14 protein-coding genes are annotated in these 15,122 nt (G+C 36.9%); 3 read left to right on the forward strand and 11 right to left on the reverse strand.

Annotated elements, in window-relative coordinates; translation table 11 throughout:
• Nucleotides 1-12: 12 nt before the first annotated feature.
• A complete protein-coding gene (locus HGD76_RS00690) occupies nucleotides 13-810 on the reverse strand; it encodes a sulfite exporter TauE/SafE family protein (RefSeq protein ID WP_148765995.1) in 798 nt (265 codons plus the stop codon).
• 528 nt (nucleotides 811-1,338) lie between these two features.
• Here HGD76_RS00690 and HGD76_RS00695 point away from each other — a divergent pair.
• From HGD76_RS00695 to HGD76_RS00705, 3 genes are all read left to right on the forward strand, one after another.
• Nucleotides 1,339-1,998: a cadmium resistance transporter gene (locus HGD76_RS00695; RefSeq protein ID WP_168694656.1), complete on the forward strand. Its 660-nt coding sequence runs from the start codon at nucleotides 1,339-1,341 to the stop codon at nucleotides 1,996-1,998.
• 80 nt (nucleotides 1,999-2,078) lie between these two features.
• Nucleotides 2,079-2,915, forward strand: a complete 837-nt coding sequence (locus tag HGD76_RS00700; protein ID WP_168694657.1) for a sulfite exporter TauE/SafE family protein — start codon at nucleotides 2,079-2,081, stop codon at nucleotides 2,913-2,915.
• A gap of 2 nt (nucleotides 2,916-2,917) precedes the next feature.
• Nucleotides 2,918-3,460, forward strand: a complete 543-nt coding sequence (locus HGD76_RS00705) for a DUF1634 domain-containing protein (protein WP_148765999.1) — start codon at nucleotides 2,918-2,920, stop codon at nucleotides 3,458-3,460.
• A 544-nt stretch (nucleotides 3,461-4,004) separates the two neighbouring features.
• On the opposite strand, the gene HGD76_RS00710 is transcribed toward HGD76_RS00705, so the two are convergent.
• The 10 genes from HGD76_RS00710 to HGD76_RS00755 all read right to left on the reverse strand — a co-directional run bounded on the left by HGD76_RS00710 (nucleotide 4,005) and on the right by HGD76_RS00755 (nucleotide 14,757).
• Entirely contained in the window at nucleotides 4,005-4,250 is a 246-nt protein-coding gene (locus tag HGD76_RS00710; protein ID WP_168465256.1) for a DUF7219 family protein, read from the reverse strand.
• 8 nt (nucleotides 4,251-4,258) lie between these two features.
• Nucleotides 4,259-4,825 (reverse strand): NADPH-dependent FMN reductase, encoded by a 567-nt coding sequence (gene ssuE, locus HGD76_RS00715; protein WP_168694658.1) that lies wholly within the window; start codon nucleotides 4,823-4,825, stop codon nucleotides 4,259-4,261.
• Nucleotides 4,826-4,859: 34 nt separating this feature from the next.
• Nucleotides 4,860-6,029 (reverse strand): FMNH2-dependent alkanesulfonate monooxygenase, encoded by a 1,170-nt coding sequence (gene ssuD, locus HGD76_RS00720; RefSeq protein ID WP_168694659.1) that lies wholly within the window; start codon nucleotides 6,027-6,029, stop codon nucleotides 4,860-4,862.
• A gap of 152 nt (nucleotides 6,030-6,181) precedes the next feature.
• Entirely contained in the window at nucleotides 6,182-7,027 is an 846-nt protein-coding gene (gene ssuC / locus HGD76_RS00725) for an aliphatic sulfonate ABC transporter permease SsuC (RefSeq protein ID WP_168694660.1), read from the reverse strand.
• A 76-nt stretch (nucleotides 7,028-7,103) separates the two neighbouring features.
• Complete coding sequence (locus HGD76_RS00730; protein WP_168694661.1) at nucleotides 7,104-8,141, reverse strand: sulfonate ABC transporter substrate-binding protein; 1,038 nt, start codon at nucleotides 8,139-8,141, stop codon at nucleotides 7,104-7,106.
• Nucleotides 8,142-8,201: 60 nt separating this feature from the next.
• Nucleotides 8,202-9,065 (reverse strand): TauD/TfdA dioxygenase family protein, encoded by an 864-nt coding sequence (locus HGD76_RS00735; protein ID WP_168694662.1) that lies wholly within the window; start codon nucleotides 9,063-9,065, stop codon nucleotides 8,202-8,204.
• A gap of 112 nt (nucleotides 9,066-9,177) precedes the next feature.
• Nucleotides 9,178-10,293 (reverse strand): aliphatic sulfonate ABC transporter substrate-binding protein, encoded by a 1,116-nt coding sequence (locus tag HGD76_RS00740; protein ID WP_168694663.1) that lies wholly within the window; start codon nucleotides 10,291-10,293, stop codon nucleotides 9,178-9,180.
• Nucleotides 10,294-10,722: 429 nt separating this feature from the next.
• A complete protein-coding gene (locus HGD76_RS00745) occupies nucleotides 10,723-11,535 on the reverse strand; it encodes an ATP-binding cassette domain-containing protein (RefSeq protein ID WP_168694664.1) in 813 nt (270 codons plus the stop codon).
• 519 nt (nucleotides 11,536-12,054) lie between these two features.
• The gene (locus HGD76_RS00750) at nucleotides 12,055-12,876 is read right to left on the reverse strand and encodes an NADPH-dependent oxidoreductase (protein ID WP_168694665.1); all 822 of its coding nucleotides are present in this window, start codon (nucleotides 12,874-12,876) and stop codon (nucleotides 12,055-12,057) included.
• A 168-nt stretch (nucleotides 12,877-13,044) separates the two neighbouring features.
• Nucleotides 13,045-14,757 (reverse strand): iron uptake porin, encoded by a 1,713-nt coding sequence (locus tag HGD76_RS00755; protein WP_168694666.1) that lies wholly within the window; start codon nucleotides 14,755-14,757, stop codon nucleotides 13,045-13,047.
• Nucleotides 14,758-15,122: the final 365 nt, after the last annotated feature.

Consider the following 15,122-nt stretch of genomic DNA (forward strand, 5'->3'; position numbering starts at 1 on the left):
AGGTATAGATAATCATGCCTGTGAAACTAATTTCCAACTTACCATCATTAAAATGCTATAGATAATAAATCTTAGTGGACGTTGAGGGGTAATCTCACAAAGTTTAGCACCAATAAGAACTCCGGGAACAGAACCTATCCAAATAGGGATTACTAAACTCCAATCAACAGTTCCTAAAGTTAGATGTCCCAGGGACGTAAATATTAGTAAAATGGCGGCTTGAGTAATATCTGTACCCACCAATTTTCGGGCATCTAATCGAAAAAATGCTATGATAGCTAAGGCAAACATAGAGCCTGATGAAACACTTGTCATTCCCACAGAAAAGCCTAAAATTGCGCCAATGAGTAAAGTTAGAAAACGTCCTTGATTGGTTTTTAAATTTAATTTTGGCAATTCGGGTAAGTTGATTTTCGGAAAAAATGTCATTAACAACATTTGGATTAATGCTGTAAATGTAACTATCAGAATCATTACTCCTAGTAACCGCAGCAAGAGGTTATCTAGGTTGTGTTCTCCAGTTTGTCTAAGTTGATGTAAAACTCCTACACCCAACAGCGAACCAGAAACACTACCCATTGACAACCATTTAACTATTTCTAAATCAAGGGTTTTTTGTTGCCAGTGTTTAACTCCACCGACCACTTTCATTAATGTGGCCGCAACCACATCAGAACTAATAGCAATAGAAGGTGGTACTTGAAACACAAAAATCAACATAGGAGTGATCAAAGATGCACCACCTATTCCTGTTAAGCCCACAATGATACCAATAAAAAAGCTGAAACCCGGTAGTAATAAGTAGTCCATACTAGTGTTAGTGTAAGTTATTTGAGAAAGAAGATCAGCTTGGATAGACCTAATTTTATGAATACAAAAAATTGCTGTCTAAGTTTGTTCAGAATGACTTTTTATAAATCTTGTAAATAGACTTCTATTACTTCTGAAGAGTAATTGTTTATACTTAGTGTTTAAAGCTAACCCTGGTTTTGGCAATTTTTATAAAACTACGGTATCTTAATCAAGTTACTGTATTATAAGCTCATAAATAATAAAATGTCTAGTACCAGTATCTATAAAGTTCTTTTAGTGAAGATCTTCTGATTTTTACCACTCCGCAGCCAATTATTTCTCTTGTCTGGGGCTTAATCATTTGATTCCATAGGTAGGGGTAAAGCAAAAGCTCATTTCGTCAAAGAGTTGATGATATTCATGACCGATTCGCAGAAAGAAATAATTATTAAGGGTTAGTAATGAGTAATAGGTAATTGGGAAGGATAAACATTAATCCTTATTCCACATCTCTTGATAGTCAAAAATTCAAAATCTAAAATCGTTATGAGTATAGTAACTGCAATTAGTACCGGAGCAATGGCTTTTAGTGCCACAAATATTGATGATTTAGTCATCCTGACTTTGTTTTTCTCTCAGGTGGATGCTAAGTTTCGCCGCTGGCATATTATTATTGGTCAATATCTAGGTTTTACAGCCTTGATTTTAACTAGTTTGCCTGGTTTTTTTGGGGGATTGATTTTACCCCGCCCCTGGATTGGTTTATTTGGCTTAGTTCCAATTATCATTGGTATCAAGAGTTTAATGAATCGAGAAACAGATGAATTAGAGGATGCAGAGACAGAAACAAAAGTTTCTCAGGAATCGCTAATAGCGAGATTTTTCAATTTGCAAACTTATAGTGTTGCGGCTGTCACATTTGCCAATGGAACTGATAACATTAGTATTTATGTGCCGATATTTGCCAGCAGTAATTGGCAAAGTCTATTGGTAATTTTGGGTGTTTTCTTTTCATTGGTGGGGGTGTTGTGTTATGTAGCACATAAGTTAACTCACAATCAAGCGTTGGCTACACCCGCCGAAGGCATCGCTGATATCTTTACTAAATATGGGAATCGCTTTATGTCCTTTATCTTAATCGGATTGGGTACTTTTATCTTCCTCGACAGTCATAGTTTTAGTCTCCTCAATCTTCTGTATAGATAAACGAAGTTTTCTGTTTACATCCTGCTAACAACAATTATCTAGGCATCATAAATATAGATTAAACAAAAGGGGAATTCAAATTGAGCATATTAGCATTTTCTTTACTGGTTTGGTTGGGATCATTTAGTGCCGGCTTAGTCGGAGCATTAACTGGGTTAGGTGGTGGAGTCGTCATAGTTCCGTTATTAACTTCCGTCTTTGGTGTTGATATTCGCTATGCCGTTGGAGCATCATTAGTATCAGTTATTGCGACATCATTAGGTTCAGCTTCTACATATATTAAAAAAGGCTACGCTAATCTGCGCTTGGGGATGTTTCTGGAGGTAGCCACCACCATTGGCGCTTTGATTGGCGCTCTCATTGCCACTCATGTAACCGTAAAAATACTTTCCTTGATTTTGGCAATTGTGCTAATTTATTCAGCATACTTGTCTCAACGCCCCAGACCAGAACAAACAGAAATTGCTCCACCAGATCCTTTAGCAGAATATCTCCAACTTAATGGTACTTACCCCACTCCTGATGGTGTAATCCCTTACCAAGTTCACGCTTTACCTGCTGGGTTCAGTATTATGTTAGTAGCAGGAGTGCTTTCTGGTTTGTTGGGAATTGGTTCGGGAGCATTCAAGGTATTGGCCATGGACCAAGCCATGCGTCTCCCTTTTAAAGTTTCTACGACCACCAGCAATTTTATGATTGGTGTCACAGCCGCAGCCTCAGCAGGTGTTTATTTAACACAGGGATATATAGATCCAGGTTTATCTATGCCGGTGATGTTGGGAGTATTACCAGGTGCTTTTTTAGGAGCGAGAATTTTAATTGGTGCTAAAACCCAAATTTTAAGAATTATCTTCAGCTTTGTATTGGTAGTAATGGCGTTAAAAATGGTCTATAACAGTCTAATAGGAGGGCTGTAATTATGTATAAATTAAATTCTGGTTTTCGGTGGACTTGCACAACAGAGATAGAAAGAAAAGTTGGAAATTTCACTTTTGAATTAGAAGAGCGAGATTGTGATATTCAACAGCTAGAAGAACAGCGTCTTAAAAATCATGATCATGAAAATTTAAGTAATCAAAAACTTACAAAATCAGCAAATGAAAAACAATTAGAATATCTACTCAGTAACCTGCTAATGTATGGAGTTTTAATCGCTAGTTCTATGGTATTATTTGGGGGTATACTATATTTAATTCATCATGGCTCTGAGCCAGCGGAATATCAAATATTTATAGGCACACCATCTGAGTTTCACTCCCCCATAGGTGTAGTAAATGCTGTTTTCGCAGGTAGCCGCCGGGGAATCATTCAATTAGGGCTGTTAATACTCATTGCTATCCCCATTTTGCGCGTAATCATTTCTTTCTGCACTTTTCTTTTACAGCGAAATTTTGTCTATGTCGTCATTACATCATTAGTGCTTGCTAGTCTAACTTATAGCCTGGTTGGCGCATATTACTAATATTTTTCACAAATAGACGGTGTAGAAAATATTGAATTTGATCAAAAAAAACAGTATTGGTTTTGGAGAAACAAATGGACAAAAAAAGGCTAGGTATTACCCTAGCCAAAAATCCACATCAACCGCAAACTATTATTGCTATTTTCAACCAACTAGTACCCCAGGGCGGAATTAAAAATTAACAATTAAAAATTAAAAAAGCAGATTACACAAGCTTTTCAGGAATTTTTAATGGTTGATTAACTTACGTCGCAGTGTAATAGTTACCGCTAATTAAACAATTACCATCGGTTTAAAACCATTTTATAATCCCACGAACGAAGGTATTTATCAATTTTGAGTCCAGGTTATTTCCCCTGGAGAAAATGTAAATAATTTAGTTGTGGGAACTGCTCACTTGCAATTCTCCGACAATTTTGATGATGAAATATGCAAACGATGGTAATTTTTTTGGGTTTATTAGTTGGGGTAAGATCCCCGACTTCTTATTTGATGATGTCAATTAAATTATTAACCAATGATAGAAGTCGGGGATCTCCTTTTTTTAGCAACTTAATATTTTTTTCTTGGACATTTTTAACTGTTTCCAGAGAATACGTATTTGTTTATAAGCCTCTTCTGAGGAAAGTTTACCACCAGTTTGTAGACCAGAAATATAGTTCACTCGTTGTGAAAAATCTTGAAGTTGGGCATTAAATTCTAAACGTTCTGAATTCAAATCTCCATAATAAGGACTACGAGGATAAAGAAAATCAGATAGTTCCGATAGCAAATCAGAGTATTGATTCATAAATACCTTTAGTTACTATATGCTAATTCCTTGACATCAGGTTGGGATTTATTAACAGCTTGGATAAATTCGGTTAAAACTTCTTTGAGACGTTGATCAATTTCTTCATCCAATTGCAAACTACCATCAGCTTGAATTTGAATTTGCTTATCTACTGCGTAAACTGTACTTAAAATATGCCTTGCACCTAATTCACCTAAAACTGGTTTTAAAGCATATTCTATTGATAATAAATGAGCGATTGTACCACCAGTAGCTAAAGGTAATAAAACCTTACCAGTCAAAGCTTTTTGAGGTAATAAATCTAAAAAAGATTTGAGTAACCCTGTGTAAGCAGCTTTATAAATTGGGGTGGCAATAATTACACCACTTGCTTGTTCTAATAATGCTTTTGGTTTTTCTAAAGCTGGACTATTGTAACGTCCATACACTAAATCCTCAGCAGGTAAATCTCGCACAGAAATAATATTTGTTTCTAGGCCTTGTTCAGAAAGAATTTGAGTTGCATATTCCAAAATTCCGTAGGTTCTAGAAGGATGAGAAGGACTACCCGCGATCGCTAAAATATAAGCCATTTGACAAAAACCTCTTGATTTAATTGATTTTTAACTAATCTACAGTTGCTACTGTTGTTTCTCTAAGTTGTTCTTGAAGCTGTTGAGGAAATTCCCGGTTAGCAACAATTTCACCAAAAGGACTTAATAATTGTGGTTCTACTGTTGGTAAATTATCCAAAGGTAAACGAGGAAAAAGCAATTCTGCTACCCGATAAGCTTCCTCTAAATGGGGATAACCAGAAAAGATAAAAGTATCAATTCCTACGTCTATATATTCCTGCATTCTTCTAGCAACAGTATCGGGATCACCTACTAATGCAGTTCCCGCACCACCCCGAACCAAACCAATTCCTGCCCACAAATTAGGGCTAATTTCTAATGCTTCCCGACTACCATTATGTAATTCCTTCATCCGCTGTTGTCCAACAGAATCCATGCGAGAATAGGCTTGTTGGGTTTTAGCGATCGCATCTTCATCTACATAACGAATCAAATCATTAGCAGCATCCCAAGCTTGACTTTCAGTTTCTCTGACTATGACATGAAGACGAATACCAAAGCTTAACGTTCTCCCTTGTGCTTGAGCTAAACGTCTCACAGCAGCAATTTTTTCTGCCACTTGTTGAGGTGGTTCACCCCAAGTTAAATAAACATCAACGTGCTTGGCAGCAATTACTTGAGCAATCGGAGAAGAACCACCAAACCACAAAGGTGGATGAGGTTTTTGGATATTAGGAAATAGGATTTTTCCTTCTTTAATATTGAGATAGTCACCTTCAAAATTAGAAATTTCACCGCCAGCAATTTCTCGCCAAACTGTTAAAAATTCATCAGTTAATTGATAGCGCTCATCATGACCAAGATGCAAACCATCACCAGCTAATTCAACAGGATCACCACCAGTCACGACATTAATTAATAGTCGTCCGCCAGAAATTCTATCAAAAGTTGCTGCCATTCTCGCCGCTACTCCTGGTGACATCAACCCCGGACGGATTGCTACTAAAAACCGCATTTTTTTAGTGTGCGTTACCAAAGTTGAAGCCAAAATCCAGGCATCTTCACAAGAACGACCGGTAGGTAATAAAGCCCCTGTAAACCCTAATTGATCAACCGCTTGGGCAATTTGTCGCCAATAATCAAAATTAACTGAACGACCACCTATAGCAGTTCCTAGATAGCGTCCATCACCATGTGTGGGAATAAACCAAAGAACTTGCATGATATTTAAGTGTAAAATTTTTCAATCAATAACTACGCTAACTCTATCGGTAAACCGTATTATTTGGGTAATGACTAAGAGTATTACATAAATGGATTAAGAAAACAATACTTTTACCAAAATCAACTTTAATCCTATCGGGTATTAGTAGATTAACCCTTTAAATAACTGGGATTCCATTGCAACCAGTAATTTTCCAAAGCTTTAGCGATTATATCAGCCAGTTTACCGAACAAGGCATAGATTACAATACTTAAAACCACAACATCAGTTTGCATAAATTCTCTAGCATTTGTTGCCATATAGCCAATGCCGGAGTCAGCAGCAATTGTTTCTGCGACAATCAGTGTTAACCACATAATCCCTAAAGAAAACCGTACACCCACTAAAATTGAAGACATTGCCCCTGGGAGAATAATTCGCCAGAATAAACCCCAAGTATTTAAACCGTAAATTTTACCCATTTCAATCAATCCGTGATCAACACTACGAATCCCATGAAAAGTGTTTAAATAAATGGGAAACATGACACCCAAAGATACCAGGAATAATCTTGCCTCATCACCAATTCCAAACCATAAAATTACCAATGGAATTAATGCTAAGTTGGGAATATTCCGCAGCATTTGCATGGATGTATCTAGTAACTTTTCTGCAATAGGAGAAATACCATTAAGTAAACCTAAACTAAAGCCAATACTTCCTCCAAGTAAAAATCCAGATACTGCTCTTAGAGAGCTAATACCAATATTTCTCGGAAGTTCACCGCTTTGAGTTAATTTAATAGCAGCCGTAACAACTGCTAAAGGTGCAGGTAATATTCTTGTAGGAATAACACCAATAGAAGACAAAAACTGCCACACTACAATTATTGTAATTGGCACAAGCCAAGGGATAAATGATTGGAAATAACGATTTTTGATAAACTTAAACTGGAACTTATTTTTTTTAGTTCCATACTTTGAGGAAAAATCAGTAAGAGGAGAGGAAACTTTCATAATAATTTATTAAGTGATGAGGAAAATAATTATGGCGGTGTTTAGCCGCCATGCTAAGAATCAGAATAACTACAGGTTATTTCTTACTAATTCTTTGGGGTGTAATAGCCACATATTGTTGAGAACTTAAAACTGATTCTTTAATGGCAATTTGTTTAGGAATAACTCCTTCTTTATAAAACAAATCGGCAATGCGTTGTTGTTCAGCAACAAGAGATGAGTTGATTGGACGTAAACGGAATGTACGTCTACGAACTACCACAGCTAAAAGTGCAGGATCAAGTTTTAGTTCAGGTGCAAGAATTTTTACAACTTCATCAGGATTAGATTCAGCCCATTCTCCTAATTTATCTACCTCCTCTAAAACTATCCGCACAACTTCTGGATTTTCCACAGCAAAACTCCGTCTAGCCATGTAAAATCCGCCTTGAGTGGCAATTCTAGAAGCATTTCTTAAAACACGAGCATTAGCATTTTTTTGGACGAATGCAACAAATGGGTCCCAAGCAACCCAAGCATCAATTTTCTTTTGAATAAAAGCATCACGGGCTTCTGCTGGAGTTAAACTAACTGCTTGGATATCGCTATATTTCAAACCAGCTTCAGCTAATGCTCTCAGGAGTAAATAATGTGATGCTGATCCTTTTTGAAAAACAACTTTCTTACCTTTCAGATCCTTAACTGTCTTAATAGGAGAATCTGGCTGAACAACAATAGCACTACCTTCACCTTTACTAGGTTTACGTCCAGCAATATAAGCTAATTGAGCGCCAGCAGCTTGAGCAAAAATTGGTGGTGTTTCTCCTACAGAACCAATATCAACTCTATTCGCATTCATCGCTTCCATTAATTGTGGACCAGCGGGAAATGGAGACCATTCTACCTTGATACCTAAAGGCTCAAGACGCTTATCTACCACTCCTTTGATTTTCACAATATCACCAGATGTTTGATAAGCAAGTCGGACTACTTTTGTCTTGATACCTGTTTTGTTAGTAGCATTTTGAGCTTGTACTATACTAGTCGCAATAGGAGCAGAAACAAGAGCTAAGGCTAATGCTGAGTATTGAAAGAATTTCTGTAAAACTGTGCGTCGTGGTAACTTAAAGTTCATAATTATGTCTCCTCACTTAATTTCAATTCAAATTGTTTTATTACTGTTTGACTACAAAACCTAAAATGGGCGACTACCCGCTAAACTAATCCGTTTCATAACCCGACGTTGATTGGGATCAAAAGCTTGACGATAATGTAATGTAGATTGATTATCCCAGTAGACAATATCGCCAACAGACCATTGATGTTGATAATAAAATTTAGGCTGATGAAGATGATTTCTCAACTGTTCAATTAATTCTTTACCTTCTTGGGGTTCTAAACCAACAACTTCAACTTCTGTGGTGTAATCTAAATACAAAATCTTCTTACCACTCTCTGGATGTGTTCTCACCAACGGGTGGGGAAAGACGGGACTAATGAGAGGAATATTCTTATTTTCACGATATTTTTGGCGAGGTTCTCCTGGCTTATTTAAAAATGGATTATAAGTAATCAACCGTAAATCTGCAATTCGTTGTTTGGTTGATTTATCCAAAGTTTCATAAGCCAAATTGAGATTTAACCAAGAAGTATCTCCACCTTCAGATGGTACTTCTAAAGCATAAAGTAGAGAACCACTAGAAGGATAGGGTGTCCATTTATGATCAGAATGAAACGCTAATTCACCTGTACCTGTGTAACCACCATCAACATTAGAAACGGGAATTATAACTGGTGTTACTCCTGGCTGAGAAGCGAGAACTGGAACATCATCTGGTGGGACAAATAATGAACCAAAATTAAAGCTAAAGTTCAAAAATTCCTCATCATTAAGATGTTGATTTTTGAAAATGAGAATATGATAATCTCTAAGTGCTTGTTTTAATTCTAAAATAACTTCAGGTAGAACTTTTTTACTAGCATCTAGTTCAGTAATAACTGCTCCTAATGGAGCATCAAGAGGAGTAATTTGGAAATTAGTTAAAGTAAGTGTTGGCATAGTTAAAAATCAAATTCATTCAAGTTTCATAGTTTTGTCAAAAATCAATTTAAGTTTTACTTCTTTTTACTTTCTCCCGAAAATAAAGAGAGCCTAAAACTATTATAAATTTCTATTTCTTAGCAAGCACTTCCTTCGGAGTAATTGCAGCATATTGTTGAGGAGTTAAAAACCCATCTCTAACATTTACTTTCTTAGGTATAAGCCCCAAACTATACCATTTGTCTGCAACTTCCTGTTGTTTTTTTATCACTTTCTCGTTAATTGGCACTAAGGCAAAATCATATTTGTTGTGCATTTTTTCTAACGTTGGTGCATCAAGTTGAGTCGCGCTACTTAGTAACTGAGCAATTTCCTTGGGATTCTTTTTAGACCAAACCTGTGCTTTTTGTAATTCTTCCAAAAAGATTTTAATTACTTGAGGATTTTCTTGATAGAATTTGCGATTGGTGGAATAAAAATTGTTAGTATCTTTTAAACCATTACCACCATCTAATAAAACGCGACCCACTTTATTTTTCACATTTCTGGTGACAAATGGCTCCCAAATAAACCAAGCATCTACCTTACCTTGGCTAAAGGCAGCGTTAGCATCTGGAGGTGCTAAAAAAACTGAAGTTACATCAGCGAGTTTTAAACCTTCTTTTTCCGCCGCTCTAACTGTGAGGTAATGTCCAATAGATGCTTTTTGGAAAGCAACTTTTTTGCCTTTCAAATCCTTGAACCGCTTAACAGGTGAATTGGGAGGAACTAGCAGTGAAACTGCCCTACCATCAGAGGAGTTAGCTGCTAAATATACGAGAGGAACTCCGGCTGCTTGAGAGAAAACTGGAGGTGATTCGGCTGTAGATGCAATATCAAGTCCATTTGCATTCAAAGCTTCTAACTGTTGTGGTCCGGCAGCAAATTCAGGCCATTCAACTTTATAGCCTAAAGCTCCTAATCGTTTTTCTAAAATGCCTTTCTTTTCTAAAACTGCGAGGGCTGTAAGTTGTTTAGAACGAACTATTCGGACTACTTTTTTGTTATTACTAGCAATTAGCTTACTATTTGTGTTAGTTGCACTGCCAGTAGATGAAATTGCTTGCTGTTGAGCGCTATTATGGGGTGTATTCCAAGTGAATAACGCAGCAGATAGGACTAAACTAGAGGTAAAAGTGGATAAAACAGAATGACGAGTGATCTGTTTGTTTTTCCATGATTTCAATTTACTTTCCCAATTCAGCATGGTTGAATTCCCCTTTTTTTGAAACATTTTCTAGTTTTGTTAAATATTTAAGAAAGTGAGGTAGAAAAAATAATCTACCTCAACACGGCATGAGGAAACCTAAAAATAACTGACAGTAATGCTTGATAAGCCATGTAGAGAATATCAGTTATATGTCAAATACCAAGAGTCTTTAAATCCTAAGATTAGGAAAGAGAAGTTGAGAAAAATTGGTGTTCTCACTTTTCACCAGTATCACCTACTAAATCTAAATAATCTTAGAAGGCGCTGGGAAATTTCTGGGTATGAACTTCGGTGTTGATCAGAGGATAGTCTAGATAACACCGTGGGCGGACTACTTAAACGCCTATCTGTGCAGATTTGACTTTTTGCAGACTTTCTATGGCGATAGTCATAATTTTTGCTCCAAACAGTTTCTAGTAATGGCATTTAAGCAGATACAGAATTCAATAAATAATAAGAAGACGATGATGAAGATCCAGTTTGTAGTGATTCTTGTTTACCCATAACTCTATCTAAAATTCTCTCTACGAGCTTCGCAAACTTTGCATCTCCTCTAGCCCGTGGACGGGGCAGATCAATTTTCACATTCAGACTAATTTGACCATTTTCAATCAAAATTACTCTGTCTGCTAATACCACAGCTTCTTCCACATCATGGGTAATTAATAGTGATGTAAATCCTTGTTCCTGCCACAAACGTTCTAATAATTGCTGCATTTCAATTCTAGTTAAAGCATCTAATGCTCCCAAAGGTTCATCTAGTAGTAATAGAGAAGGTTTACTGGCTAAGGCTCTTGCTAAAGCTACCCGTTGTCGTTGTCCACCAGAAAGGACGAAAGGCCATTCATGGGCGCGGTCTTCTAATCCTACTTCACGCAGCACTTGTAAAGCCGTTTGTTTAGCATAAACTTTGGAATTAGTACCGATTAAACCTAACTCTACATTTGCCAATACTCGTTGCCAAGGTAACAAACGAGCGTCTTGAAACATCATGCGGATAGCGGGATTAATGGGTTTATCAGAATATTTGCCATTTAACAAAACATCGCCGCCACTGGGAGCATCTAACCCAGCAACTAGACGCAACATTGTACTTTTACCGCAGCCACTGCGACCAACAATAGCCACAAATTCCCCAGGCTGAATTTCTAAATCAATTCCTTCTAAAACAGTTTTATTTCCAAAAGACTTTCTCAGTCCTTCAAGATTTAATTGCATTCCTTTTACTTTATTAGTCATGATCAAAACCTCTTAATTGTGGATGTTTGATTGGTTATTTGGAGTAAATCTGTCAAATAAAAATAGACAATGCTTGTGTAGGATTTTTCTGAGCCGAAATCATGAGAAAATTAATATATTTATTTTCCGGCTTGAGGAAATTTTAAGATTGACAGAAATTACTCGCTTTTATTTACTTGAATCTCTCCGGGCAGAAGGTTTTAGTAAACAAGCATCTGGCATGACTACCAATATGCTTGTTTTGCCAATCTGTTTTTCCCAGGTATAATCTACTGTAAATTGGTCGGAATACCGTAGCTTTAATCTAGTGTGGCATAACTAGATAAAAAATGCAAGTATCTTTGAGAAGAATTTTATGAAAAATATCCATAAAAAAATCCCCACTTGTTTATGAGGATTTATTTCACAGAAAATTTGGCAATTAATATATTAATTGCTGACATCAAACAATAAGAAAAATTTATTTTTGACTATTAGTTAACAAATTTTTGCGATTTATATTCTTGTTACAAAACTTAATTATTGTAATTTAAAACCCAAATTATTCAAAATTTCCTTTAATCTATGCCGACCAGATAAAGATTCAGTCGATGCTACCCTTTTGCTAGAATGTTCTGACCAATCACCAGGAATATTCATGTGTTGTGAATTGTAAAAATTTGCCATGATTTGGTTATATTCTGATATTCCTTGTTCTTGTTGGGCAAGTTGATATGTTTCTCGATGTAACACCACTGATTGAGATAAACGTGGTTTAATTGCCACATTCACAATGGGATCAGCATAACCAACACACAAACCAAAAACAGCAACTACATGAGGAGGTAAATTCAATATCTGCGCTACCTCTTCTGGTTTATTTCGTAATGCACCGATATACACAGTTCCCAACCCGATAGATTCTGCTGCCACTACCGCATTTTGTGCTGCTAATGCGGCATCTATGGCCGCCATCAAAAACATTTCCAAATAATCTAAACCTTCATGAGGTAGTCCGCGATTTTCGGCAATGTGAGTGAGTCTGGCTAAATCGGCTAACCACACTAAAAATAAAGGAGATTGGCGAATATGTGCTTGATTATTAGTTAGTTTTGATAATTCTTCTTTGCGATTTGCATCTTCCACTGCTACTACACTCCAGGTTTGGAGATTGGAAGAAGTAGAAGCAGATTGAGCAGCAGCAATTAAAACTTCTAAAGTTCCTGGGGGTAAGGCATCAGGTAAATAAGCACGAATTGAACGATGGGATAACAGAGTTGCTAAGGTGTCACTCCAGGGAATATCTGGATTGAAGTTACTATGACCATAACGATGATTCAGTAACTCAGTTTGGTTAGTCATAACTTGCAAAAAAATGATTATGAAAATGTCAGAATCAGGATGTCCACGATTTAAGGATTGACAGGATGAAAATGTCAGAATCAGGATGTCCAGGATTTAAGGATTAACAGGATGAAAGACTTTTAATAAATACGAAATCCTGCAAATCCTCAAATCCTGATTTATGTGTTAAAATCTGAAGGTGGTACGTAGCCAACCCACTATACTAGCAGGATTAGTAGTATCTGAATTGGGTGCTGTCACCCAAATAAATCCAGGTGTAACTTCAATATTGTTAGTAAGTTTATATTGATACCATCCCTCAACGTGCAGAGAGGTATCTTTGTCGGCTTGACCCTTACCTGCTCCCAAATCTACATTTTTACTCAATTCAGTTAAAGTTGGGGCTCGACCGACAAAAATAGCTCCTAAGCTACCTTTTTTCCCTAAGTCGGGAAATGTTAGTCCTGCGCCCCAGTTCAATGCTTTACCATCTCCATTTCCTAAATAACGATGGGCTGAATAGCCTACATAAGTATTAGCTGTTAATTTGGGACTAAGTTTATACAATGCACCCAATCCGTAAAGATTTCCCACAGTTCCCGCACCAGCTACGGTACTGTTTGCTAAGTTACTACCAGCGGCAGGTCCAAAATTGGTGCCACCTAGACCTATCGCATTTGGTGGACTGTAGGTGTTAGCGTAACTTAAGCCAACTCGGAAATTTTTCTTGGGGCTAAAGTATGTTACTTGTCCAAAGGCGACATACCTACCTGCAAATAAGCCATTATTAGCTGTGGGATTGTCACCATTAGGCGCACTGTATGATGCCCCTAATTGCCACTGCTTGCTGAGATCATGGAGGATAGCGATTCCTGGACCTGAATCTCCATAGTTATAGACCATATTCCGTCGGGAAAATCGTGTTATCCCATTACTGAAAGAGCCTTCAAAGGGGTTGGTTGGACCACTTAAACCAATTTCATTAGCTCCATCTGACTGAGCAAAAATGTTAAATTGTGTCTTTTTACCAATGGGAAAACGATAACGGATACCACCAACACGAATCTGATTGGGTTGAAGGCTAGGAACGCGATTATCGGCAGTTCTACCATCAAATGTTCCAAGAACCCCAGATCTAACTTGTCCTAATGACTCAATATTTCCACCTGAGAGGACTAGTCGCAGTTGGTCTTTCCCAGTAAAACTGGTATTTAAGACTAATTGAACTGCATCTTGAAAGGTGATGGTACGAGGTGCGGGTTTTTTGGTGACAACGTTGTTACCAGCGAGGACTCCGCCCAGAACGAACTGAACTTGACCTGTGAGTTTGGTTGTTGTTGAAAATTGATTACCTTCTAATTCTGTGGTTCGTGCTTCTATTGTCTGTAATCTTCCGCGTAATACAGTAAGTTCGGTATTAAATTCTTCAGTTAGTCGTTGTATGCTTTCCAAATCTGCTTTTAGAGCTAAATCAGATGTAGATGCAGCAATAAGTTTATTGACTTGATCTAAACAAGCATTTAACCCTGCGGCAAATTCATAGCGAGTCAAGGCTCGATTACCACGATATTTAGTATCAGAACCTACTAAGCAGTTATAACGTTCTATAAGAGATTTTAAGGCCTCATAAGCCCAGTCAGAGGGTTGGACATCTGAAAGCTGGGATACAGATGTAACTTGTGATTCATCTGATAAAGAGGAAGGTTCTTTTTGGGCAATTATTTGAGTAATTTTGTTAAAGTCAGGAGTATTGATGTTGACTGGTGATAAAGTCTCTTTGTTTGTTGTTTCATTTTCTCCTCTTATTTCACTAGCAGAAGTTTTTGTACTAGCTGCTAAGACTAATAGGAATACAGACATTGGGAAAGTTAGCAATAAATTACAAGCAGTTTTTTTCATTTTGATAACCTCACACACACAAAATTTAAGGCAGTACGAAATCATCAATAATTTCGGACTTAGCATAGGAAAGATCAAGGAACTTCTCAGATAGAAATTTTCGGTAATAGGTCTACTGAGACTGGTTTTGTATTCCTAGTGACAGGAAAGCCTATAGTAGCAACTAAATTACCCTATATTAGATAATCCGGTAATTTGGTCAAGTTACTGTAGTTAATCTGTGATAGATAGCAGTATTTCACAAAAAATCTAGAATTTGAGTATTGGTGGATACATTTTTTATAATTTTAAATTAATTGCTACAAAGGGTTGTATATCTAAAATTTGTATGATAGTATGCTTTTTCAGGTGTTAACTCCGTTAAA

It is taken from the genome of Dolichospermum flos-aquae CCAP 1403/13F (assembly GCF_012516395.1).
GTDB lineage: Bacteria > Cyanobacteriota > Cyanobacteriia > Cyanobacteriales > Nostocaceae > Dolichospermum > Dolichospermum lemmermannii.